Source organism: Rhizobium mesosinicum (assembly GCF_019511345.1).
GTDB classification, from domain to species: Bacteria; Pseudomonadota; Alphaproteobacteria; order Rhizobiales; family Rhizobiaceae; genus Rhizobium; species Rhizobium mesosinicum.
The window spans coordinates 218,992-240,984 of sequence record NZ_JAEUAK010000007.1; the positions used below are offsets into that span (position 1 = coordinate 218,992).

22 protein-coding genes and 2 pseudogenes are annotated in these 21,993 nt (G+C 58.7%); 13 read left to right on the forward strand and 11 right to left on the reverse strand.

From position 1 onward, the window contains the following. Window positions 1-135: 135 nt before the first annotated feature. From repC to JNB85_RS19605, 3 genes are all read left to right on the forward strand, one after another. Window positions 136-1,410: a plasmid replication protein RepC gene (repC, locus tag JNB85_RS19595; RefSeq protein ID WP_220335967.1), complete on the forward strand. Its 1,275-nt coding sequence runs from the start codon at window positions 136-138 to the stop codon at window positions 1,408-1,410. Between the two features lie 292 nt (window positions 1,411-1,702). After that, entirely contained in the window at window positions 1,703-1,951 is a 249-nt protein-coding gene (locus tag JNB85_RS19600) for a type II toxin-antitoxin system VapB family antitoxin (RefSeq protein WP_220335968.1), read from the forward strand. Continuing rightward, complete coding sequence (locus JNB85_RS19605; protein WP_220335969.1) at window positions 1,948-2,361, forward strand: type II toxin-antitoxin system VapC family toxin; 414 nt, start codon at window positions 1,948-1,950, stop codon at window positions 2,359-2,361. Before JNB85_RS19600 ends, JNB85_RS19605 begins: the two co-directional genes overlap by 4 nt. Before the next feature lie 82 nt (window positions 2,362-2,443). Here the strand turns inward: JNB85_RS19605 and JNB85_RS19610 are convergent. From JNB85_RS19610 to JNB85_RS19625, 4 genes and pseudogenes are all read right to left on the reverse strand, one after another. Then, window positions 2,444-3,178, reverse strand: a pseudogene (locus tag JNB85_RS19610) (site-specific integrase); the annotation flags it as partial. 9 nt (window positions 3,179-3,187) lie between these two features. After that, window positions 3,188-4,354, reverse strand: a complete 1,167-nt coding sequence (locus tag JNB85_RS19615; RefSeq protein ID WP_220335970.1) for an ATP-binding protein — start codon at window positions 4,352-4,354, stop codon at window positions 3,188-3,190. 77 nt (window positions 4,355-4,431) lie between these two features. Then, entirely contained in the window at window positions 4,432-5,565 is a 1,134-nt protein-coding gene (locus tag JNB85_RS19620) for a site-specific integrase (protein WP_220335971.1), read from the reverse strand. After that, window positions 5,562-5,876, reverse strand: coding sequence for a type II toxin-antitoxin system Phd/YefM family antitoxin (locus JNB85_RS19625; RefSeq protein ID WP_220335972.1), 315 nt, complete (start codon window positions 5,874-5,876; stop codon window positions 5,562-5,564). The genes JNB85_RS19620 and JNB85_RS19625 overlap by 4 nt, the downstream gene beginning before the upstream one ends. Window positions 5,877-6,026: 150 nt before the next feature. Between JNB85_RS19625 and JNB85_RS19630 the strand changes: the two genes are divergently transcribed. The 6 genes from JNB85_RS19630 (at window position 6,027) to JNB85_RS31245 (ending at window position 12,101) form a co-directional block, all read left to right on the forward strand. Continuing rightward, window positions 6,027-6,302 carry a type II toxin-antitoxin system Phd/YefM family antitoxin gene (locus tag JNB85_RS19630; RefSeq protein ID WP_220335973.1) on the forward strand — a complete coding sequence of 92 codons (276 nt, stop codon included), beginning with the start codon at window positions 6,027-6,029 and terminating at the stop codon, window positions 6,300-6,302. Beyond that, window positions 6,289-6,720 (forward strand): type II toxin-antitoxin system PemK/MazF family toxin, encoded by a 432-nt coding sequence (locus JNB85_RS19635; RefSeq protein WP_220335974.1) that lies wholly within the window; start codon window positions 6,289-6,291, stop codon window positions 6,718-6,720. Before JNB85_RS19630 ends, JNB85_RS19635 begins: the two co-directional genes overlap by 14 nt. Window positions 6,721-7,081: 361 nt before the next feature. Then, window positions 7,082-8,296 (forward strand): acyltransferase family protein, encoded by a 1,215-nt coding sequence (locus JNB85_RS19640; protein WP_220335975.1) that lies wholly within the window; start codon window positions 7,082-7,084, stop codon window positions 8,294-8,296. Between the two features lie 192 nt (window positions 8,297-8,488). Then, window positions 8,489-10,126 carry a Mu transposase C-terminal domain-containing protein gene (locus JNB85_RS19645; RefSeq protein ID WP_220335976.1) on the forward strand — a complete coding sequence of 546 codons (1,638 nt, stop codon included), beginning with the start codon at window positions 8,489-8,491 and terminating at the stop codon, window positions 10,124-10,126. Then, the gene (locus JNB85_RS19650; RefSeq protein ID WP_220336038.1) at window positions 10,123-11,037 is read left to right on the forward strand and encodes a TniB family NTP-binding protein; all 915 of its coding nucleotides are present in this window, start codon (window positions 10,123-10,125) and stop codon (window positions 11,035-11,037) included. Before JNB85_RS19645 ends, JNB85_RS19650 begins: the two co-directional genes overlap by 4 nt. Beyond that, the gene (locus JNB85_RS31245; protein ID WP_220335977.1) at window positions 11,037-12,101 is read left to right on the forward strand and encodes a TniQ family protein; all 1,065 of its coding nucleotides are present in this window, start codon (window positions 11,037-11,039) and stop codon (window positions 12,099-12,101) included. The genes JNB85_RS19650 and JNB85_RS31245 overlap by 1 nt, the downstream gene beginning before the upstream one ends. Here the strand turns inward: JNB85_RS31245 and JNB85_RS19660 are convergent. From JNB85_RS19660 to JNB85_RS19690, 7 genes and pseudogenes are all read right to left on the reverse strand, one after another. Beyond that, window positions 12,088-13,004: pseudogene (locus JNB85_RS19660) on the reverse strand (recombinase family protein). The gene JNB85_RS31245 and the pseudogene JNB85_RS19660 sit on opposite strands and share 14 nt — an antisense overlap. A 699-nt stretch (window positions 13,005-13,703) precedes the next feature. Then, window positions 13,704-14,207 (reverse strand): DUF305 domain-containing protein, encoded by a 504-nt coding sequence (locus JNB85_RS19665; protein ID WP_220335978.1) that lies wholly within the window; start codon window positions 14,205-14,207, stop codon window positions 13,704-13,706. Between the two features lie 88 nt (window positions 14,208-14,295). Continuing rightward, window positions 14,296-15,159 carry a TniQ family protein gene (locus JNB85_RS19670; RefSeq protein ID WP_220335979.1) on the reverse strand — a complete coding sequence of 288 codons (864 nt, stop codon included), beginning with the start codon at window positions 15,157-15,159 and terminating at the stop codon, window positions 14,296-14,298. Further along, on the reverse strand, window positions 15,156-16,037 hold the full coding sequence (locus JNB85_RS19675; protein WP_220335980.1) for a TniB family NTP-binding protein: 882 nt from the start codon (window positions 16,035-16,037) through the stop codon (window positions 15,156-15,158). The genes JNB85_RS19670 and JNB85_RS19675 overlap by 4 nt, the downstream gene beginning before the upstream one ends. A gap of 6 nt (window positions 16,038-16,043) precedes the next feature. After that, on the reverse strand, window positions 16,044-17,558 hold the full coding sequence (locus JNB85_RS19680; protein WP_262928188.1) for a Mu transposase C-terminal domain-containing protein: 1,515 nt from the start codon (window positions 17,556-17,558) through the stop codon (window positions 16,044-16,046). A gap of 244 nt (window positions 17,559-17,802) precedes the next feature. After that, window positions 17,803-18,327, reverse strand: a complete 525-nt coding sequence (locus tag JNB85_RS19685; RefSeq protein ID WP_220335982.1) for a 2-dehydropantoate 2-reductase N-terminal domain-containing protein — start codon at window positions 18,325-18,327, stop codon at window positions 17,803-17,805. Between the two features lie 63 nt (window positions 18,328-18,390). After that, on the reverse strand, window positions 18,391-18,822 hold the full coding sequence (locus JNB85_RS19690) for a MarR family winged helix-turn-helix transcriptional regulator (RefSeq protein WP_220335983.1): 432 nt from the start codon (window positions 18,820-18,822) through the stop codon (window positions 18,391-18,393). Between the two features lie 110 nt (window positions 18,823-18,932). Between JNB85_RS19690 and JNB85_RS19695 the strand changes: the two genes are divergently transcribed. From JNB85_RS19695 to JNB85_RS19710, 4 genes are all read left to right on the forward strand, one after another. Next, entirely contained in the window at window positions 18,933-19,307 is a 375-nt protein-coding gene (locus tag JNB85_RS19695; RefSeq protein ID WP_220335984.1) for a hypothetical protein, read from the forward strand. Window positions 19,308-19,401: 94 nt separating this feature from the next. Next, window positions 19,402-20,289, forward strand: coding sequence for an NAD(P)H-binding protein (locus JNB85_RS19700; protein ID WP_220335985.1), 888 nt, complete (start codon window positions 19,402-19,404; stop codon window positions 20,287-20,289). Between the two features lie 28 nt (window positions 20,290-20,317). Beyond that, entirely contained in the window at window positions 20,318-20,944 is a 627-nt protein-coding gene (locus tag JNB85_RS19705; protein ID WP_220335986.1) for an NAD(P)H-dependent oxidoreductase, read from the forward strand. Between the two features lie 29 nt (window positions 20,945-20,973). Next, window positions 20,974-21,939 carry an MDR family NADPH-dependent oxidoreductase gene (locus tag JNB85_RS19710; protein WP_220335987.1) on the forward strand — a complete coding sequence of 322 codons (966 nt, stop codon included), beginning with the start codon at window positions 20,974-20,976 and terminating at the stop codon, window positions 21,937-21,939. The last annotated feature ends 54 nt before the right edge of the window (window positions 21,940-21,993 follow it).

Genomic DNA, 21,993 nt, shown 5'->3' on the forward strand with positions numbered 1-21,993 from the left:
CCCCAAACGTCACCGTCGTGGAAGCCCTTCTCGTTCTAGCAAATCAAGAATCGCATTTCCACGAATCGCAGTCAAGAGTCTTTAGGCGTCAGTTTGGCGAGCGGCTTTCTTTTGCCTGACAGAGGGTGAAAGAAAATGAATAGTGGAAGTGTGACGACGCCCTTTGGGCGGCGGCCGATGACGCTTGGCATGTTTTCAAGCCAGGTTGTCTCGCGCCAGATCGAACCGGACAAGTCGGTCGACAAATGGAAACTCTATCGGGCGCTGTGCGAAGCGCGCTCACGGCTCGGCATATCCGACAGGGCGCTCGCTGTCATGAATGCGCTTTTGAGCTTCTATCCGAAGAACGAGCTTTCGGAAGAAAACGGGCTTGTGGTGTTTCCCTCCAATGTCCAGCTGTCCCTGCGCGCCCATGGCATGGCCGAGCAAACGATCCGGCGCCATCTGGCGGTCCTTGTCGGCGCTGGGCTATTAATCCGCAAGGATAGCCCGAATGGCAAGCGTTACGCGCGCAAGGACCGGACGGGATCGGTAGAGGATGCTTTCGGCTTTTCGCTTGCTCCGCTGCTTGCGCGCTCGGAAGAGATAGAAACACTGGCTGCCCAGGTCGTGGCGGATCGGTTGCATCTACAGCGCCTGCGAGAGCGCCTAACGCTGTGCCGCCGCGATATTTCAAAGCTCGTCGAAACCGCGCTTGAGGAAGACCTTTCTGGCGATTGGGACGCTGTGGTCGCGTATCAGAAGGGCATTGTCGGCGCGCTCACGCGCAATCCCGGCACCGCAGAGCTAGAGGGAGCCCTCGAAGAAATGGAGCAGCTGCGGGAGGATGTGGTCAACCAGTTGGAAAACCTCCTCGATTCCCAAAAAACAAGCGGCAATGCCCATCAAAGCGAGCGGCACATACAGAATTCAAACCCCGACTCTATTTCTGAACTTGAACCTGGCTTCGAAACGAAGCTGGGCGCGACAACCGAGAGCGACAACGAACGAAGTGCCAAGACGGAAGGGCAGCAGCGGATAACAATACAACGGGCGAGGGGACAGCCGATCAGCGAGCTAAAATCCTTCCCGCTGGGCTTGGTCCTGCAGGCCTGCCCGCAAATATCCGACTATGCAGCGGGCGGCGCGATCGGCAACTGGCGGGATCTGATGGCGGCCGCCGTTACCGTCCGCTCGATGCTTGGCGTCAGCCCGTCGGCCTATCAGGAGGCCTGCGAGATCATGGGGCCGGAAAATGCTGCGACCGTCATTGCCTGCATCTTGGAAAGGGGAGGGCACATCAATTCGGCCGGCGGCTATCTGCGCGACTTGACGAGAAGGAGCGAACGAGGGGAGTTTGCGCTCGGTCCGATGCTGATGGCGCTTTATCGCGGCAATGGGAATGGGGGCAGGCGGGCCCTGCTTGGTTAGCGGCATCGATTTCGTTGCGCTGAGTGAGCTCTTACCTGCAAGGTTCAGCGAATAACGGCCCGCCAGACTCAAATCGTCACCCGAGACGAGCAACGGAGAGTTCGCAGTGGCAAAGCCACTCCAGAGGTCTCTGCGAGGGAATTTCCGAGAAATCGTCGCGTTTCGACCAAGTTCCATTGGGCGTAGCGCTGAGGAATCCTGCCGCCGCAAACGGCACGGCGATGGCAAGCTGGCATCTGCCATCTTGATGGCAGAGCGTTACGAGCCTATATTGTCTGTAAAGGAGACCGAAATGGCCGCACCACAACTTTCTGTCCGAAGCTCCAAGGCAAAGGATCTGGCCCACAGGCTGGCTCGCCGTGAAAATCGTTCGATTGCCGAGGTGGTCGAACGTGCGCTTGAAGCCTATGAGACACGCGAGGCGGGTCGCGAGCCAGCGGCAAGTTTCTACCGGCGCGTCAACGCGCAAGCTGCCACGGATATCGACTTGGATACCATCATCCGTGAAAGTCGTCGTCCTCACCGGGGCATCGAGCTTTGATATTTCTCGATACGAACGTCGTCTCGGAGACGTTGCGGAAGGATCCTGACGAAGCCGTCATGGCTTGGCTGGTTCGGTTCGACGCCGAATTGGCATTGCCCACTGTGACAATCGCCGAGATTGCTTTCGGCATTCAAAAGATCAGGCCGGACCAGCGTGCCGAGCGGTTGGAACAGGGGCTGACGGAATGGCGTCGGCGGTTTGCCGATCGGATGTTTGGTCTTACAGAAGAAGCCGCGCTCGCTTATGGCGAAATCATGGGGCAGGCGGCGCGCCAGGGGCACGCAATGTCAGCACCCGATGCAATGATCGCTGCAATCGCGCGGGTGAACGGTGGACGCTTGGCCACGCGCAATCTCAAGGATTTCGAAACGACGGCTCTCGGTCTCCTTAATCCGTGGGATTTTTAACTCGTTCAAGCGCGTGAGCGTTTGCTGGCCACATTTGCGACGCTGGCTCCTTCTGGTGAACGAGTGCGGCGGGAAAGGCGGTTCAAAGCATGCGGGCTGCCTGGCCACTAAGCCGTGTCGCATCGTTATAGTAGCTCGATGCCTGCTGCACGGATCGGTGGCGGGGCTGCTCCATCGCTTCGAGCAGGGGGATTTTGCGGATCGCCGCCTCGGTCAGGTATCCCGATCGCAATCCGTGCGCGGAAAAATCTCCAGCATCCAAACCCGCCAGTATCGCCCGCCCTTTGACGATGTCGTTGATCGCCTTCGGATCGAGCGCGCGGCGGCTGACATTGCCCCAGCGGTCGATGGCCCGAAACACGCTGCCCTTGTCGATCTTCGCGGCATCCAGCCATGCATTGAGTGCCTCTACCGGCCGGCCGACGAGATAAACGACCTCGTCCTGGCTGGCGCCGGAATTCTTGGTGCGGCCAAGATGGATGGAAAGCGAGGGGAGGGGGACGTCGTCCTCACCCTTTACCGGCGGTTCGACCGTCAGCTGCTCCTTCCGCAGGTTGGCGACTTCACTGCGCCGGCGACCCCCCGAAGCAAAGGCGACCATCAGGATGGCGCGGTCGCGCAGATCGCGCAGGCTGTCGCCGGCACAGGTCGCCAGCAACTTCGCCAGCACGTCGCCGGTGATTGCCTTGGCGCTCTTGCGCTTTCGCGGCCGCGGCACGGCGCGGACCGCCAGCCGGATGGCAGACTTCAGGGCAGGGGAGGCGAAGGCCCCAGGTCGCCGAGCAATCTTTTTGGGCAGATTTGGCGCCGCGAAGCGCTCAATGCACTACCTGAGTTCGGCCAAAGCTGTCCCTAAAGCTGACAGCGACATTGCTTCCACGTCTTGCTTCATGGGAAAGACTTCGCGCCCAGGATAAACGACGATCCGACGCAGCGGATTCAAATCCTCGCACGCAAGATAGAACCCCTTTTCGAGTTTAGGTGATAGGCTGCGCTTGATTTCAATGGCCCAGGGACGATCGCCCGGTGGCGTGAGAAGAAGATCGATTTCGGCACCGGCGGATGTCCGATAGAAATTACTCTGTGTTCCGGCCGGTGCTGCTGCAATCAACGTTTCGATCACGAAACCTTCCCAACTTGCACCGGCGATCGGATGACCGAGCAGATCCTCCTGACTGGTCAGTCCCAAGAGGGTGTGGGTGATGCCGCTGTCGCGAACATAAACTCGTGGTGACTTTACGAGCCGCTTTCCGACATTTGCATGCCAAGGCTCCAAACGCCGTACGAGCAGCAAATCAACCAGAAGGTCGAGATAGGAGGCGACGGTCTTGCTATCGACGCCAAGCGCGCGTGCAAACTCCGCGGCGTTCAGAAGTCCGGACTGACGATGTGCGAGCATCGTCCAGAAGCGCCGCAGTGTCTCGGCGGGAATACGAGGACCGAGCAAAGGAATGTCTCGCTCCAGATAGGTGCGAATAAAGTCCTGCCGCCATCGCTGGCTTGCACGATCGCTCGGAGCGAGTAGGCTGTCTGGGAAACCACCTCGTAGCCACAGCGGATCCAGTTCATCAGCTGGTACTTCGATGCCGTTGACCGGTCCCATTTCAAGATAGGCGATACGGCCAGCCAGCGTCTCGCCCGACTGTTTTAACAAGTCAATGGATGCCGACCCAAGCAGCAGGAACTGTCCGGCTTTCCTTCCGTTACGACGGCCGCGATCGATAAGTCCGCGCAAATTCTGGAAAAGATTAGGAAGCCGGTGGACCTCGTCCAAGATGACGAGCTTGTCGTTGTGTTGGCTGAGATATAATTCCGGTTCGGCGAGCTTTGCACGATCAGCATCCGATTCCAGATCGAGATAGATCGAGGGCCGATGGTCGGCTATGGAGAGTGCCAACGTCGTTTTTCCGACCTGACGGGGGCCGATGAGCGCGACAGCTGGGCGCGTGTCTAGCAGTTCGCTCAGCGCGGATGATATTCGGCGGTTGATCATCCTTGCATTTATGGAATTAAACTCCAGAATTGCAAGGGAAAACGTAGTAATCCGCCCATAAAAGCCGGGGCGCGGCGCTAAACGATCAAGCGAGCCGCCCGCCCGTTCTTCCGCTCTGCATCGTTATAGTAGCTCGATGCCTGCTGCACGGATCGGTGGCGGGACTGCTCCATCGCTTCGAGCAGGGGGATGTTGCGGATCGCCGCCTCGGTCAGGTATCCCGATCGCAATCCGTGCGCGGAAAAATCTCCAGCATCCAAACCCGCCAGTATCGCCCGCCCTTTGACGATGTCGTTGATCGCCTTCGGATCGAGCGCGCGGCGGCTGACATTGCCCCAGCGGTCGATGGCCCGAAACACGCTGCCCTTGTCGATCTTCGCGGCATCCAGCCATGCATTGAGTGCCTCTACCGGCCGGCCGACGAGATAAACGACCTCGTCCTGGCTGGCGCCGGAATTCTTGGTGCGGCCAAGATGGATGGAAAGCGAGGGGAGGGGGACGTCGTCCTCACCCTTTACCGGCGGTTCGACCGTCAGCTGCTCCTTCCGCAGGTTGGCGACTTCACTGCGCCGGCGACCCCCCGAAGCAAAGGCGACCATCAGGATGGCGCGGTCGCGCAGATCGCGCAGGCTGTCGCCGGCACAGGTCGCCAGCAACTTCGCCAGCACGTCGCCGGTGATTGCCTTGGCGCTCTTGCGCTTTCGCGGCCGCGGCACGGCGCGGACCGCCAGCCGGATGGCAGACTTCAGGGCAGGGGAGGCGAAGGCACCGTCGAGGCCGCGCCATTTGGTCAGCGTCGACCAACTGGCGAGACGCCGGCGAACGGTATCGGGTGCATGCGGACCGGTCGATCTCAGAAAGCCCTGGTCGCGAAGCCCTTGCTGGACATTGGCTGGCATGCCGTGGTCCGGATCGGTGTCTCGCTTTGTCGGGTCCCACAGATGATGGGCGACGAATTTCAGGAGCAGCGCCTCTGGCGCCGGCCAGGGCAGGGGAGAGCCGGTGGCGGCAAGCGACCAGGCCTGCAGATAGGCAAGATCGGAGGTCAGAGCCCGCAGCGTATTGCCACCCATTCCCTCGTTGACCAGATGCCGCAGCGTTTCGACATCCTGGTCGGTGAGCAGCTCGGCGAGCTCATCGCGGCGTTCGATCGGCAGCACCGCGGCGATCGTGTCGAGCTCTTTCGCGCGGCGATCAATGGTGGCGTTCATTTCGGGAGGCCGTGTTCGTCGTAAAAATCGTCATGTGCTGAAGTGGTGTTGGGGTCGACAGCGGCACGGCCTTCGGCGGCCAGTTTCAAGAACGCATCTATCGCGCTGGCATTCCCGGCGCCGCTTAAGGGGTTGCCCGCCAAGGACTGGCGCTCACCCCTGCTGGTCTGTTTCTCGCCTTTAGTTATCGCCGTGAGGATAGCGACGGCAATGCCATCGCGGCAAATGATCACTTCGTCTTCCGGCACGATCAGATCCAGAAGCTCCTCCAACCGTTCGGCCGCTTCGTCCGCATCGATCACTACGCGCATGTCGTATTCCTTTGCTCGCTCTATCCAACCGACAAGGTCTCGATCTTCGCGAACCGTTCTCACGTCTCGGGATCAGCGCTGTCGTTAACACGGATCTCAACATTGAAAATGTCCGGAAAACCCGTATATTCCGTAAAAAGGAGTTTTGACATGACCTCCACTGCCACGGCGGCCGCCGTCTCGAAGAATTTCGGCGCCTATCAGGACGCCGCTGTCCGCGATCCCGTCATCATCACTAAGAACGGTCGCCCGAGAACGGTGCTGATCGCCTACGAAGACTATATGCGTCTGACGAGGCGGGATAGGCGTGTCGAGCTGACGTCGTCGCTCAGCGACAACGACCTGGCAGCGATCGAGGCGTCTGAGATGGATGATGGCCTGGATCATCTCAACGCCGAGTTGACCGGCAAGCATGCTGCCGATTGAGCCGAAGGTCGGCTGGGTCTTTCGCTATTCCTATCTCTGGCATTGGCAATATCTCGAAGGCCGCGAGGAGGGTGACAAGGATCGCCCGGCGCTTGTGCTGGCCATCGTCGCACGTCTCGAGGACGGCACGCCGACGGTTCGCGTTCTGCCGATCACTCACACGCCGCCCGGCAAGGCAGAAGACGCGATCGAGATTCCGCCGGCGACGAAGCGACGGCTTGGGCTCGACGACGATCGTTCCTGGATTGTGCTGACTGAGAGCAACCGCTTTGTCTGGCCGGGTCCGGATATCAGACCGGTCGATGGCGAGACGGGATATGCCGGGCCATTGCCGCCGGCGCTGTTTAACGAGGTGAAGCGTCGCTTTGTCGAACTGGCCCGGTCGCAGCGGCATCGGGCGACACCAAGAAGCAAGTAGCAGCATAATCTTATCCTGACCGGCATTATTCACGGCCGCGCTGGCCGTCCATTTGCTGTTGTTTTCGCTGTGTCGATTGGCCTGATTGAGCGGAATTCATTTCGTTGTAATGATATCGCTTTGGGTCATCCAAGTTCACCGGAATCTTCTTGGTCGACAAGAATGCCAATTCCGACCATCGCAACCATCGCAAAATTTCTTCGTCTGCGACAGCGCAGAAAAGAAAATAGCGGCCTTCGCTACAATTTTACGAAAAATTTAGGTTAATTGACGGTTTCCATATTGGGCCGTTCCATTGCAACCGCAGATCGGTAAGTTAGGTGGCATCAGCCTTTGCCATGAAACTTCCGGAGCGTTGCGCATGACCATGCTTGCCACAAGTAACAATTCGCATGCGGATGGTCTTCCGTGGCACTCGCAGGCGAGTGTCGTGGCGACTGGTACACGGATGGTTGGCCCCGACATTTTGCGCTCACTGGCGATCTTGCTGGTGATGCTCGTCCACTTGCCGCTGAACGCCACCCCCGGCGTATTGGTGACTGTCCGTGAGTATGGTTGGCTCGGCGTTGATATCTTCTTTGTGCTCAGCGGTTATCTGATCGGCACACAGCTGTTCAAGGAAGTTACACGCACTGGGGCAGTTGATTTCAAATCATTTTATCTCCGCCGTGCGTTCCGCATCTTTCCGGCCTTCTTCGTGGTCCTTGGCCTTTACGCCTTGGTTCCGGTCCTTCGCGACAATCCGGCGATGCAGCCTCTGTGGAAATTCGCGACCTTCACGGTGAATCTCGGGTTCGATCCGAGGGAGGGCAACGCGTTCTCTCAGGCATGGACGCTTGCAGTCGAAGAGCAATTCTATCTCGTCCTGCCTTTGCTGGTTCTTCTCCTGTATAAGCGCATCGGCACGGGATGGGTCCTTGCCCTCGCAGGACTGTTGACCATCGCCGGGATCGTGCTGCGCTACGCGATCTGGGATGTACAGGTTGGCACCCTTGTCGCAGAAAGCCAGTTCCGCCCCGCCTTTGCGACATACCTCCGAGATGTCTACTACCCAACATATACGCGTCTCGACGGTCTGCTGTTCGGCGTGGTGCTTGCGGCCTTCCGCTTTTTCAAACCCGAGCTTTGCAGGCGATATCTGCCGCCGAAGGTCACGATTCCCTCAGGTCTGATCTTTGTGATCGCGGCGCTCATCTGCTTCGTTGATCGGGGACCGCTTGCAGGACAAGGCATATTTCCAGTGTTTCAGGCGCAACTCGGCGCGGTCGCGGGCTTTCCGCTAATCTCGATCGGCATCGCACTGTTGTTCTGCGCCATGCTCGATCTTGAGCACGTTCTAAGCCGCTGGCCCATGCCGGGTGCAGCTCTCGTGGCGACTCTCTCCTACAGCCTTTACCTGACGCACAAGTCCGTCTTTCACGTCACGCGCCTAGTTGTCGGAGAGGAGAATCTGCAAGGCAGCCTTGGCTTTGTTGTCTACCTGATCGCAAGCTTTGTTGTCGCAGTCGTTCTCTGGTTTTTCGTAGAGCGAACATTCCTGCATCTTCGGGATAAAATGCTGTCGTCGGTGAAATAAGCGTCGTGCTGACTTGATCGCGAAACTTGAACGACAAAACCAGTGATGTCCGCAAAGGTGCCGAAAGCAGTCCTGTCGTAAGGGGAGAAATATACCACGACGCAGCGTCTTCCAGTTGTCATGCTTAGCGAGCATTCTGAGATCAGTAGCGATTGATAGTGGCCAAGCCGGATTTTCGCCTGGGAGGTCTCAATGGCGCAGACACCCAATGGGACGCTTATCAGCGAGACGGCTTGGCAGAAGGCCTTGGCTCGCGAGGCAGTCATTCGTCCTCTCGCTTTCGGCGGGGCGCTGAGCGTCTCGGAGAGATCTTCCGCCTGCAGGCAATTGGGTCTCAAACCATCGAGATTATATCAGTTACTTAGCCAATTCCGACGAAAGCCCGTCACAAGTTCGCTATTAGACGAGACGCCCGGCCCCGAGAAGGGGAGGCGGCTGCTATCTCCAGAACAAGAAGCGGCCGTCACGCACGCCATCCAAGAAACCCATTGCCGCCGCGAGCGCCCGACAATCACCGCCGTCCACGACCATGTTCGATTGGTTTGCCGCGAGCGAAACCTGCCGGCCCCCTCCTGGAAGGCAGTGAAGGTTCGCATCGATCAGGCCGACCGGCAAAAGCTGACCAAAGCCCGAGAGGGCGCACCGGCCGCACGTCAGCGCTTCTCCGCCGTCGTCGGTGAATATTCGGCAGAGCATGCGATGGAGATTGTGCAGATCGATCACACGTTGGTCGATCTTTTCGTCGTTGATGCTGTAAACCGCCAACCGCTACAGCGTCCCTGGCTGACCTTGGCAATCGACATCGCCAGCCGCATGGTGGCCGGCTTTTATCTGAGCCTCGAACATCCATCGTCAACATCCGTGGCCTTAGCCATCCGGCACATGGTTTTACCGAAGACGCCGTGGCTTGCTGAGCAAAATGTGATAGGCGACTGGCCAGTCTACGGCCTACCCACTACCATTCATCTGGATAATGCTCGGGAGTTCCGGGGAAGGGCCCTCGCATGGGGCGTGGCTGAGCATGGCATCAATCTCATTCACCGGCCCGTTGCCCGACCACATTACGGCGGTCACATCGAGCGGCTTATCGGCACTATGATGGGAGCAGTTCATTTCCTGCCCGGCTCAACGTCGAGTGATATCGCCTCTCGCGGCGATTACGATCCGCAAAAGCATGCGGTCATGACCTTTGACGAGCTGGAGCGGTGGTTGACCCTCGAGATTGTCGGACGCTATCACGCCGATATTCACCGTGCGCTGAAGATTCCGCCTCGTCTGGCTTGGGAGGATGCCGTTCTCGCACGGCATGAACGTTTGCGGCTCCCCTACGACGAACACCGTTTCGTCCTCGATTTCCTTCCCTTCGAGGAGCGCGCCATCCGCCGAGACGGATTGCATCTTTTCGGCCTTAAATATTGGGACGATGTCCTGAGCCCCTGGGCTGGTGCGCCGGACAAAATGCGGGTTCGCTACGATCCCCGGGATATTTCATGCGTGTTCGTCGATGGGCCGGACGGCGAAAGCTGGCCGGTTCGGTTTGCAAACCTCGGCCGACCACGGATCACGCTCGGGGAGCATCGACAGGCAGTTGCCGCCTTGAGAGCACGTGGACTTCAATCGGTCGATGAACACCTGATTTTCGAGACCATCGAAGCCCAGAGGCAGATCGTTGAAATGGCCGGCCGCCAGACACGCAGTATGCGTCGAGGAGTGGAGAGGCAGGCGCGAGCGTTGGCCGCCACCGAGCGACATACGATCGGAACGACGAATGATGACTATGAGAGCGAATTCCTCAATCTGTCCCCGCTGTCGGTAGAGGAGTGGTCATGACGGAATACCGCCATCTGCAGCCGATGTATCAACAGTATGCTGACATGGGGATCGAAGAACGGGTCGCCTGGATCCGGGCAGATCGTTGGTTGGAAACGGCCGATGCGAGGGCAGCGTTGGCGCGGCTTGAGGATTTGCTCTCCTATCCGCCGCGAGACCGAATGCCATGTCTGCTCCTCTACGGCGATACCGGGATGGGAAAGACCAAGATCATCCGAAAGTTTCTTCGCGATCACCAACCCACTTTCGATCGCGGGACGGGGGTGACGACCATGCCGGTCGTGGCAATGCAGATGCCTGCCGAACCTGTTGAGCGCGACGTCTATGGCGAGCTTCTCAATGCGATGAGCGCGCCTGGTCCGGGAGGAGATGCAACGTTCCGTCTGAAGAACACTTGCCGCACCTTGATGCGCAAGATGGGGGTGCGGATGCTGATCATCGATGAAATCCACGCCATGCTGACTGGGACCTATCGGCAGCAACGGATCTTCCTCAACGTCATCCGCTTTCTGGCAAATGACCTGAAAGTTCCGCTGATTTGCGCTGGCACGGATCTGGCCCGCCAGGCGTTGTTGACGGATCCGCAGCTTGCGGAGCGGTTCGAGGCCTTTCACCTCAAGCGCTGGTCCAATACGCAGCAGCTTGCTCAACTGCTCGCAAGCCTTGGGAGCATCCTCCCTTTGCGCGAGCCATCACAGCTTGGGACCGTAGCGGTGCGGCGCAAGGTGCTGGACATAACCGACGGCGTCACAGTCCGGATTTTTAGGCTTATCGAGACCGTTGCAGTTGAAGCGGTCCGGACTGGGGCGGAGGCAATCACAATAGACAGTTTCGACGGTGACAACCTCGTGCTGCCACTGGTCGCCATGGCACGGCGATCGGAACGCCGCCTACAGCGGCAGGCAAGCTGATGAGGCAGGTGCGGCTCCTTGCCGTCGCACCTCGTCCCTGTGACGACGAACTCCTCAGTTGTTGGCACTGGCGGGTCGCAAGCCACTATTCCACCTCGCCCTCACAAGTTGAAAGCTGGATATCCGGGTCGCCTCGTGGCCAAAACCAAGACTTCTTCGGCCGCGACTTCCATCCCAATCAAGCTGCAATTCGGCTTTGGGCACGCGCCTGTCGCATCCGTGAAGGCGATCTGGACCGACTTTCACTACGAGGCGCCCGCCGGCCCAAGACTTCTTTCGTGAGCGACCCAATGGACAGAGGCGTTTGTCCTTTGTGCCTTGATGAGGATGCCGAAGAGGGGAGGGACCACTATTGCCGGCGATGGTGGGCAGGCGTCGAAGCAGTGGTCTGTCCTCGACACGGAATCGGCCTCGAGAATAACTGTGCTCGGTGTTTTCGCAGCGGTTTGTTTCAGTTTCGGCAGAAACCCGCCGGTGTTGTCAGGCTGTTTTGCCGTTATTGTGGGGCAGTCGTCTCGGCGCGGGGTTTTCAGCGACGCGATCAAGCTGAGATAGCCAAGGTAGGTGAGGTGATCCGCGACGCTATCGCCAAAGGCGGACCGGAGCTTGATCTTGTCACCAAGGCAAGTCGCTTCTTCTGGGCGCGGACTTCTGACGGAGCCCCCTACATCACCGCGCTGGGTCTGCCGCTACCCTATGGCCGACGTCCGTCGGCATCCATAGGCATTGCGCCGCTGATGAGCCTCTCACCAGCATGGCGGGCAGTGACGATTGCGGCGATCACAGAACTGCTCTTCGGGCTAGTCGATGAAAGGCCACGACTTCCGTCTTCCGCTTGCAACGCCTTTGGACAATTCGAGCGCGGGCATACCGCCCCAGATCTCCAAGCCCCTCCACAAATGCAGATGACTTCAGCCGTGAAACTCCGCTCCGAAACCGAATACCGACAGCTCGCCCGCGGTATTGTCGAAAGCCAAGGCTGGAGTTCTCTGCCGCCGAAATCAGGCAGGGCGAGAAATCGCGCAATCGGGAAATTGATGCTACGTGCCCTCAATGACGGATGAGGCCGAACCGATGCGCCTCATCCAGCAAGTTGCGAACGGATGATGGCTGCCATTTGCGTCCCCCGCGCGCCGGTCGCTCTCCCATCTGATCAAGCTGGCTGGCAATGTCGCGCAGCGACAGGCCGGGATCGGCAATGGCAATCGCTGCGACAAGCTTCATGAGGTGATCTTCTGGCGCGCGGCGTGGAGAGCGGACCAGTAGCTCAGGCTCGGCCAACTTTTCGCGGACCATGCGATGCACGGCCCGACGTAGCCTTTCCACCGTCCAGTCATGGCCTCGGCGATTGAGGACCCGCACGACGTTGTCCCAGCTATGCTTTGGGCGAAGTTGCCGAACGGTCGGGAGCCAAGTCTGGGCAGTGGAAATCAGTTCGTCGAGATAGAGTTTTTCCCGGGCCTTCGACACCGCCTTGATGGCTTCCGGCCGCCGCTCACGAAGTCCAGGGTTCCCCGGTAGCTTGCCGCGGGCTTTGCCGCCTTGATGCCTGCCTTGGTTCGCTCGGCGATCAGCGCACGTTCGAGCTGCGCGACGGCACCAAGGACCTGCAGGGAAAACATGCCCTGTGGCGTGGACGTATCGATCGGATCGCGGATTGACCGAAAATGGACACCACGCTCTTCGAGATCTTCGATCACTTGCAGAAGGTGGCTCACAGACCGGGCAAGGCGATCCAGCCGGACGACGACCAGCACGTCGCCGGCGGTGAGGTCTCCGAGCAACCTTGTCAGAACTGGTCGCGCCCGCGATGCGCCGGATCCTTGCTCCTGAAAAATCCGCTCGCAGCCGGCTGCACGCAGCTCGTCCATCTGTGCGTCATGGACCTGATCGTCGGTCGAGACACGCGCATAGCCGATAAGACGTTTTGGGGCCAGCGGTGGATTGGCGACTTGCCGTTTTGCCATGGTTTTCTCGCGCGCTTTTCGAGTGCTTTGTACAAATAAGGAATGGGTAAGAAAATGAACAGTTGCAAGCGTGTTTTAAGGGCCAAATGCAGCCCCACCAGACTCAAAGAGCGACGTCGAACGGGCATCGGGTCGTAACCAGCGTCCAGCGCGCTCTGGTGGCCATCTGCGGCGGAGATGCCTGAAAACAAGGAGATCGGAGGAGGGGAGGGCCATCCAAGTTGGTTCACGCATAAAGACAATGGAGAATTCTGCGCTCATCGGCACGGGAGGGCTGCTGCGAGTGGCCTTCAGAGCAGCGACCGTTCCGCCGAACCGGGCCGAAATCTGCTCGAAAGGCCGGAAAACCAAGCGTTTCCGGTCATCCAAGGCGACCGACAGGCTGATTTGCGGCTTCAGATCAACAACCATCGATAAGGGTTACTTATCGATGGTAGACAATCCGTCTCGCAAACATACCCGGTGAGGAACTGTAACTTATAGATAGAGTTCCTTTAGCAAATCATTTACCATGATTTCAATGTCTTATGATTTTACGAAGTTGCCTCTGAACAGCTTGATGGGACCGGCTTTTGAAGCCGGCATCGCCCTGGCGCGCCTCGACGAGCGGATCTGTGGCTTTTGACTCCCGATTTCAATTGAAGCGCCAAGCTAAAAAACCGATTGCGTGGATTTCACCTAAGCAGTTCAAGAAGGCACTCAATTTGAAGGGAGCGATGAGCTACTCGGAGGGAGGTCGGCAGCATTGTCGGCAAGCGGATGCGCTTCAAGATCTGCGATCAGCGACTTCATTTCACCGATCTCCCGGACCTGAGCTTCGATGATCCCGTCAGCCAGTTTGCGGACCCGCGGATCTCTGATGTGCGCACGTTCGCTGGTCATGATGGCGATCGAATGATGGGGGATCATCGCCTTCATGTAGCTGACATCGTAGACGGTTTCCTGGCTGCGCACGAGCCAAAGGGATCCGGCAAAGACCAAAACGCTGACCGCGACAATGATAGCATTGGCGGTCTTGTTCTTATACATTGACCACATAAAGCCGATCATGATGATCGCCATGACCGCGCCCATCACGAGCGCCATCCACGCTCTCGTCTGACTGTAGGTGACGTGATCGAGGGCGTAGGTATTCAAGTACATTAGACCGAACATAATCACCGTCGAGGTGACGATCATCGCGGCAAAACGTCCATAGGACATGGCTGTTGTCGTTTGGCACTTGAAAGTAAGAATGCGGCCGTTTCTTTCTTGGTTGGCATTTAATCTGAGATTCCGTGGGCTGAGAATCTCAGATTAAGTGCAACTGCGAAGACCTCCGCGACTGGCGCCCGCAGTCCACCATCTCTTCTATAGCGTTGCCGAAGCGGGCTTTATTCTCACCCATCATATGGCCACGCAGCATGGAAAGCATCTCCGGCCCGGCTCGCTGGACGATGGCCACACCCGCTAAAAGAGCTGGCCGCAGGTGCAGCGGCAAAATCGGACTCGCTGGGGTCGGTAGTTCCCTAGTTTCCAACTTTAGAACGTCATCGAGATCAGGAATGATGACGCCGAGCACTCTGTAGCTTGACGGTTCGTAGCGATCGGGGAACGACTTTGGAACGCGCCGCATCAGCAGGAGGCGGGCAATCTCACTTGGCGATAACCAGTTTTGGATGCCGTGCTCGGCCTCGTCGTTAAGCATCCCTTCGCCTATCAGTGCAGCTTTGTGGTAGCCGCTGAAAGGAGAGGGGCGATCACTCCCGCCAATGGTTTGAACGCGACCTCCGCAAAGCGGGCAGGTGATCCGCCAGCCGAGAAATTGGCTTCGAAGAATGATGTTGGCCCCATCGACAATTCGGAGACAGCTGCTGCATGATTGCCGAGGCTCGCCGGCAATCAGCCGCCGCGACGATTGCGGAACATTCGTGAAAGTCATGCGGCGGACCGTGGCCGGATCGATCGAGAACATAGAGGCTATGCGGTCGACCTGATCTTCGGTGAGATCTAAATCGGCCGTGCGCAACGACAGCATCTCGGGAAGGCAATGCCGAAGCATGGCCAAGGGAGAGATGGCGTAAAATGCGGCGTGCCGAATGATCCACGACGACAGGAGTTCATCGGTGCAGGGAGCGAACCTTACCGGCAATTGCCGTGCGTATATCCCCGTCATGCGAAGGCTGCTTCGGCGTCAAATTCCGGTTCCCAGCTTTCAATGGCATCATCAGCAATGTGCTCTTTTCCGCTTTCGATTGCCTCGATAGCCAGGGAGTTGATCATGTGAAAGATGTTGGCGGTGATGCCCTCGGTGATCTGCAGTATCCGTCGCAGTGATTTTGCGCTTAACACAGATGGGTAACGCAATGGCGTGTTGCGCAGCATCAAGGCGACTAAGATTTCGAACTGCTCGTTTGCAGCCCAGCGGCTCAGCGTGAACTGTTCGAAGCGGCGCGCCAGTTGTACATCGCCACCAATGGCCTCACGGGCGTCATTGACCCCGAAGCAAACCAGCGAGATCTGAAGGCGGTTACTCAGGAAACGCAGCGTATTGAGCACGATGCGTTGCTCGCGATATGTTCCAGCGAGGATGTTATGCACCTCGTCGATCACCAGGACTTGCACGCCGATCGCTTCCATGATGCGCAGCGCAGCTTGTTCCATCTGTGCGATATCGGCACGCGGCCGCTGTGGTGCGCCGAGGAGGGTCAGAAGTTCGGCATAGAACCGTCTTTCGCCGGGCCGACTGGTCATTTCCATCGCGAGAACAGGCGTCGTCAGCCTGCCGGTGAGCGAATTGAAGCTTGGCGGATGCTGGTCACGGAAACGCTTCATGATCATTGTTTTGCCCATTCCGCTGTCGCCGTATATGGCGATGGAAGGCATTCGCGTCCCTCGCGGATGGTCTACCAAGACGTTGAGGCGATCGAGTACCTGCTTGGCACGCGGATAGACGAGCCAACGACGTGATCTTATCGCGCGGACGCGTTGCTTGTCCGCTTCACCGAGCAGTGTCGCGGCGTTTGCAGTCAGGTGGGAGGTTCCTGTGTTCATTCCCGCTCACTCCATGTCCTCATCAAAAGCCACAGGTTTGCTGGAGTCGACCCCACGAAGCGAGCCCCATCCGCCGTCATCCACCCTCGTTTTTGCGCTGCTTGGACGGCCGCGTCGCGCAGCCGCCGTCTTCTTGACGGCTGCGTCCACCAGTTTGCGCTGCTCGATCGCAGTGGCAACAATGGTGCGGGTGCTGACTTCCTGTCGTCCTTTCGCCAGCAGCGTACGGCGCGCCGCCAATGCTTCGTGCAGTGTCACCGAAGGCAAGGTAAGATCGGCATAGCGGGCTTCCACGAAGTTGCCCGACGGCCGCCGGACGAAGATACGAGACATATCCCTTGGGTCGTATTTGACGAGCAGTCGGCGCTTCGTCCCTCCGACGTCAGCAGTTAGGGCCGCCGACCAATAGCGCAGTCCAAAGAGATGAATTCCGGTTGGCCGCAGCGTGCGCTCCTGCTCGGGTAGGAACGTCAACCAGAAACGCATTCGATCTTGTGGTAGTCGAAGCGGAATCTGGTCCTCATGCTCGCGCCACACGGCAATTGGCGGACGGCCCAAGCTGCTGTGGATCGACTGATGGTAGGTGCCGACAATGTCGAGGGCGATGTATCGCTCAAGTTCCCGCAAAGTCAAAGCAGAATGCCGCTTCGAGTCGTACTCGCCAAGCTCCTGCGGATTGCTGAAAGTCGTGCCCGGCAGCAAGTGGAGTTTTCCCATCTGGGTGCCGATCAACCGTTCGATATGGCCACCGAAGCGCGGCTCTGCCGGCGGGCGCCATTCGATCGCGATGCCAGCATCCTCGCACCCTCGCTTGAATGCCCGGCTTCTAAAGTCGGCGCCGTTGTCGACATGCAAGGTCTCTGGTAGGCCGGCGACAGGCCATGGTTCGCCGATCTCGCGCTCCCGCAGCCATGCCGATTTGTCGAAGACGGAGTGCAGCAAACAGAGGCTGGTTGACAGCCGGGAGGGTGCATCCATCGTTAGGTAGAAGCCCGTCACCATACGACTGCAGACATCCATCGCCAGCGTCAGCCAGGGTCGGCCGATCGGTAGCCGGGTTTCCTCGTCAACGACGAAGACATCCGCCTTCGTATGGTCAACCTGAACTATCTGCAAGGGCCGGGAGGCGGCAAACACTCCCGGAACGGCTTTAGTGTCCTTCACGACGTCGCTTTCGCCCCGGCGTTTGGCACGCTTCTGCAGGTCGATGTCTTCGAGTCGAGCTTGGATTGTTCGGCGATGGGGCGGCCGGAGACCGGCTGACAGGCAGCTCGTTTGCACATCCCGGACCAGCTGCGAAACGCTTGGTCGGTTTCGTGTCAGATAGTATCGGCTGATCGTGTTGCGGATGATCTCTTCCCGCTTGTCGTCAAGAACCCGGTGCCCATCTGGTCGACCACGCCTGCGGTCCACCAGCGATATGACCGTCCCGCCAGCCCGAAACAGCTTGATCAGGCGGTACGCGGTTGCGCGGCTGATATCGAGCTCGTTCGCAAGCAGGGCCACATCTGCTGCCGTCATTTTGCCAGTCCGGTGTTTCAGGAATTCCCGAACCGCTTCTGCACGCCGGCAAGCTTCATCCCAAAGCGCTTCATCGACCTCGTCAGGAAATGGGGCACTCATTGCAGAAACACCGTCGATTATCTCGACTGCATGGTTCTCACATTAACTGCCAAATTCCAAGCGACATTCTCAAATTAAGTGCCCGTTCTCAAATTAAGTGCCGAAGCAACTTATTGAAATCGTTGCGACGCGAGTCTCATGTTTAAGTGCAAAACGACAACGCATTCGACAGTTGCGCGAGAACAGCCGATCCCGAGACGGCAGGCCTATCTGTCCGGGGACCGAATACCAGGTTCTGCATTTCGCCCATATGCACGATCGTTCCGTCCCGGTCGAGCGTCGTCGAAATCATGCAAGCGCCGCCAAAGACTCTTTCCCTGCCGAACGCAGCGTCCAGCAGATCCAGGTGCCGCATCCCGTTCAGAAGCGGAAGGATCACCGTGCCGGGGCCGACGGCAGGGGAGAAGGACGAGATCGCGCCTTCCAGGTCATAGGCCTTGCAGCTGAGGATCACCAGATCATACTGGCCATCGATCTCTGACGCGAGCATGAGTTTTGGATGCTCGATATGCAGGTCGCCGGTCGCGCTGCGAATCTTCAGTCCACTTTGGCGTAGGGCGTTGGCGCGGGCCTCGCGAACCAGAAATGTCACATCTCGCCCTGCCTGATGCAGTCGGCCACCGAAGTACCCGCCTATGCTACCGGCTCCAATGACAAGAATTCGCATGGTCGATCTCCTTGGGGCAATTTTTGGCGTGGCAAAACCCGATGATGGTTTTGAGTGTGGTGGTCAGAGGGCGTCGATCGCGCCGACCGCAAGATTATCGTCCCGCAGCCGCGATGCCCGGTCGGGTCCCATCTTCGCTTCGAACGCCGCCTGGGCCTCAAGCCAAAGCGGCACGGCTTGATCGAGCCGCGCTTTACCTTCTGCCGTAAGACTAAACACATGCGCACGTTCGCCGTCTGACTTTGCGCTCATGACCCAGCCTTCCGTCTGCATCGGCTTCAGGTTGCGCAGCAGCGTCGTACGCTCCATCACCATGATGTCTCCAAGCTCGGCAACGCGGATCTCGGGGTGATTGTCGATCACGCTGAGGATCGAGAACTGCGAGATCGTCAGCCCGGCGGGAGCGAGGTGCGCGTCGTATAGACGCGTGAGTTGCCGCGTTCCCCGTCGGAGCGCGAGATTGTGGCACGTATTGTAACCGCTAACGTCGTTCATGGGAGATTTATAACTGTGTATTTACACACAGTCAAACTTCACGTAGTTATCTCTGCCGCAGCAGCGAGCGAAAAAGCGATAACTGTGCATATACACATAAGGAGGAAGCAATGAGCGAAGCAGCCAGCGAAAGGCGTCATCCCTTTCTGGACGATCTGGCAGACGATGTCGTGCTGATCAGCAATGTCCTGCAGGGCGAGGTGAGGGGCAGCGACTCGGTCCTGGCGACGATCAAGACCGGATCGCAGATCTACGCTAGCCCGCCAACCTACCACAATCGCCTAAACGACGGCCGAACCCTGATCGAATACGACGCGGAGCTGGTTGGCGGTCGCAAGGTGCACGCGGTCGTCGTTGTCGACTGGAACGGCGACAACAAGGCATCGAGGGTGAATATCGGTTTTGCTCCGTTGGGAGGCGCGCTCGCCTTCGCCACGCGTCTTGGCGAGCTTCTCGCCGCAACTGGGCACGAACAGACACTCTAAAAAACTTGGAGGGCAAAAATTTTTGCCTCCTTAAACACGTCCGGCGGGGTCTTTAGATGAGACCAGAACTCAAGAGAAGACCAGGGATCACGTGATGGAAACTGTATTTGGAGTGACCGGCGCGAGCGGAAAGCTCGCCCGGATCGTGACGTCCGAATTGCGGAAGGCGAGTGTAAATATGCTCGTTCTCGGGACGCGTAACCCCGCATCGATTGCATTGGAGGCGTCCAACGGGAGCGAGGTTCGTCTCGTCGACTTCGACAAACCAGAGACGCTAGGACCCGGCCTTGCTGACATCGATCGCCTGCTGATTATCTCGACGGATCATTTGTCCGTCGATGGCGCTCGGCGTGAGCAGCATCGGCGGGCGCTGGCCGCAGCAAAGGCGGCGGGAGTGCAGCATATCGCCTACACCTCAATGCCGAACCCCGATGCCGGCTCCCCCATTCCCTTCGCAGCCGACCACAGGGCGATGGAGGCAGATCTTGAGGCGAGCGGCATAGACCACACGGTTTTGCGTGTGAGCTGGTATTTCGAAAACCTTCTGCGTCTCCTGCCGCATGTCGTCGCAAGCGGCGTCTGGTATTCGGCATCTGGCACCGGCCGCATTTCCTATCTTGCTCGCAGCGACGCCGGACGGGCTGCGGCCAGAGCGCTCCTTGCGGCCAAAGGCGGCATTGTGGACTTCACCGGTGCGGCTTTCCAGACGACAAGCGACATCGCCGCCATCGTATCCGAAGTGACGGGCCGGGCGATCGAAGTCGTTCCGGTCAGTCAGCATGAGATTTTCGCGAAATGGGCGTCAGTCGGGCTTCCCAAAGACTACATCGCCACCCTTGCGATGACCGACGCCAACCAGCGTGAAGGCCGCTTCTCCCCAGTCAGCAATGCCGTGCCCGATCTCATAGGGGAGAAGGCGACCGACTGGCGCACCTTCCTCAACGCCAATCTCGACCAACTCCTCTCGCGCGCCGCCGCCTGAGACCAAAAATATCCCAAAAGGAAATCAGATGTCTATCGTTGCTTCCATGGAGTGGCGCTACGCCACCAAGAAATTCGCCGAAGAGCGGCTTACGGACGCTGAGGTCGACGACCTCCTGGAGGCCGTGCGGCTCGCACCCTCGTCCTACGGTCTACAGCCGTACAAATTTATCGTCATCAAGGATCCCGCGCTTCGTGAGACACTCCGCGCTGCGGCCTTCAACCAGCCGCAGGTCGCCGATGCCTCGCATCTCCTAGTCATCGCATCCGAGACGGACGTGAATGAGCAGACCGTCGCCCGCTTTATTGACAATGCCGCAAAGGCGCGCTCCGTTGATCGTACGGCGCTCAAGCCACGCGAAGACTTCATCAACAACTACCTCGCCCCGTTTACCAAGGACATGCGCAGCGAGTGGGCGCAGAAGCAGGCCTATCTTGCGCTCGGCGTGTTTGTTGCCGCTGCCGCCGAAGCGAAGATCGACATGTGTCCAATGGAAGGACTCGACCGTCCCCGGATCGACGAAATCCTCGACCTTTCTTCCAAGAACCTCACGACCGTCGCCTTCGTGACGCTCGGCAAGCGCTCGTCCGAAGACCCGGCTGCGGCATTCGCCAAGGTGCGCAAGACGACGGAAGAGCTTTTTCCCACCGTCTGATTCAATCCTGCGATCCTGTGGAGCACCTTATGAAGTCCATCAGCCTTTTGAAATACGGTGATGCCGTGGAGGGCACCTCCTTCCTGGAAGTTCCAGAGCCGGGTAACCCTGGACCGGGAGAAGTGCTGGTCCAGGTCGACTTCGCTCCCGTCAACTTCAACGACCTTATGGTTCCCTGGGGCATTTACCCTTGGAAGCCAACGCCTCCCGCGGTTCTTGGCACTGAAGGGGCAGGGACGATCATCGGACTTGGTGACGATGTCGAACGGCTTTCGGTCGGGACCCGCGTCGTCTTGCCATTCGGTTCGCAGACCTGGCGCGAGCGTCTAGTCGTTCGTGCTGACGATCTGGTCACCGTGCCCGCAGTCATCCCCTCGGAGCAGGCATCCGTCCTGACCATCAACGGCGCGACGGCCTGGATGCTTCTCCACGATTTCGTCACTCTGAAGCCCGGAGACGGCGTTGTCTTCAGTGCTGCCACCTCAGGGGTCGCGCGATGGCTGATCGCAATTGCCAGGCATCGGGGTCTTCGCACGGTGGGTCTCGTTCGCCGTGCAAGCGACATCGAGATCGTCAAGGGCGCCGGCTGCGACTTTGTCTTCGGCGTCGATGATGATCTGGCTGCCGCTAAGGCCTCCATTGGAGATTTCGACATTCGTCTTGGCCTCGACGTCGTCGGCGGAGCCGTGGCCGGAAAGGTTGCGTCCTTCATCGACTTCAGGGGTCATCTCGTCACCTACGGCGCCATCAGCAAGGCGCCCATGGAGGTTCCCGTCTGGAACTACACGTTCAAGGAATTGACGACGCGCGGCTTCTTCGAAGGCTCGGACGACAACCTGAAGAAAATCGTGCCAGCCCTTCGACAGCTTCTGAGGATCGACGGGATCGGCGATGTCGAGCAGCCCTTCGCCGGGATCTATCGCCCGGAGGACGCAAAAGCGGCGATCAAACAGGCGACGCTCGGCCGGCGCGTGCTTCTCGACTTCAGATCCTGACCTGAATTGGCCGTGTTGGAAAGGAATGATCGATGACCGACAATGATCCGGTGA

What these genes read in the sequence shown, in the direction of transcription:
- JNB85_RS19635 (WP_220335974.1), top strand. Translation starts at nt 6,289, where the DNA reads ATGCTGCCGATTGAGCCGAAGGTCGGCTGGGTCTTTCGCTATTCCTAT.
- JNB85_RS19615 (WP_220335970.1), bottom strand. Translation starts at nt 4,354, where the DNA reads ATGATCAACCGCCGAATATCATCCGCGCTGAGCGAACTGCTAGACACG.
- JNB85_RS19670 (WP_220335979.1), bottom strand. Translation starts at nt 15,159, where the DNA reads ATGACGGGGATATACGCACGGCAATTGCCGGTAAGGTTCGCTCCCTGC.
- JNB85_RS19680 (WP_262928188.1), bottom strand. Translation starts at nt 17,558, where the DNA reads ATGACGGCAGCAGATGTGGCCCTGCTTGCGAACGAGCTCGATATCAGC.
- JNB85_RS19710 (WP_220335987.1), top strand. Translation starts at nt 20,974, where the DNA reads ATGAAGTCCATCAGCCTTTTGAAATACGGTGATGCCGTGGAGGGCACC.
- JNB85_RS19650 (WP_220336038.1), top strand. Translation starts at nt 10,123, where the DNA reads ATGACGGAATACCGCCATCTGCAGCCGATGTATCAACAGTATGCTGAC.
- JNB85_RS19645 (WP_220335976.1), top strand. Translation starts at nt 8,489, where the DNA reads ATGGCGCAGACACCCAATGGGACGCTTATCAGCGAGACGGCTTGGCAG.
- JNB85_RS19685 (WP_220335982.1), bottom strand. Translation starts at nt 18,327, where the DNA reads ATGCGAATTCTTGTCATTGGAGCCGGTAGCATAGGCGGGTACTTCGGT.
- JNB85_RS19705 (WP_220335986.1), top strand. Translation starts at nt 20,318, where the DNA reads ATGTCTATCGTTGCTTCCATGGAGTGGCGCTACGCCACCAAGAAATTC.
- JNB85_RS19630 (WP_220335973.1), top strand. Translation starts at nt 6,027, where the DNA reads ATGACCTCCACTGCCACGGCGGCCGCCGTCTCGAAGAATTTCGGCGCC.
- JNB85_RS19640 (WP_220335975.1), top strand. Translation starts at nt 7,082, where the DNA reads ATGACCATGCTTGCCACAAGTAACAATTCGCATGCGGATGGTCTTCCG.
- JNB85_RS19625 (WP_220335972.1), bottom strand. Translation starts at nt 5,876, where the DNA reads ATGCGCGTAGTGATCGATGCGGACGAAGCGGCCGAACGGTTGGAGGAG.
- JNB85_RS19695 (WP_220335984.1), top strand. Translation starts at nt 18,933, where the DNA reads ATGAGCGAAGCAGCCAGCGAAAGGCGTCATCCCTTTCTGGACGATCTG.
- repC (WP_220335967.1), top strand. Translation starts at nt 136, where the DNA reads ATGAATAGTGGAAGTGTGACGACGCCCTTTGGGCGGCGGCCGATGACG.
- JNB85_RS19665 (WP_220335978.1), bottom strand. Translation starts at nt 14,207, where the DNA reads ATGTCCTATGGACGTTTTGCCGCGATGATCGTCACCTCGACGGTGATT.
- JNB85_RS19700 (WP_220335985.1), top strand. Translation starts at nt 19,402, where the DNA reads ATGGAAACTGTATTTGGAGTGACCGGCGCGAGCGGAAAGCTCGCCCGG.
- JNB85_RS19690 (WP_220335983.1), bottom strand. Translation starts at nt 18,822, where the DNA reads ATGAACGACGTTAGCGGTTACAATACGTGCCACAATCTCGCGCTCCGA.
- JNB85_RS19675 (WP_220335980.1), bottom strand. Translation starts at nt 16,037, where the DNA reads ATGAACACAGGAACCTCCCACCTGACTGCAAACGCCGCGACACTGCTC.
- JNB85_RS31245 (WP_220335977.1), top strand. Translation starts at nt 11,037, where the DNA reads ATGAGGCAGGTGCGGCTCCTTGCCGTCGCACCTCGTCCCTGTGACGAC.
- JNB85_RS19600 (WP_220335968.1), top strand. Translation starts at nt 1,703, where the DNA reads ATGGCCGCACCACAACTTTCTGTCCGAAGCTCCAAGGCAAAGGATCTG.
- JNB85_RS19620 (WP_220335971.1), bottom strand. Translation starts at nt 5,565, where the DNA reads ATGAACGCCACCATTGATCGCCGCGCGAAAGAGCTCGACACGATCGCC.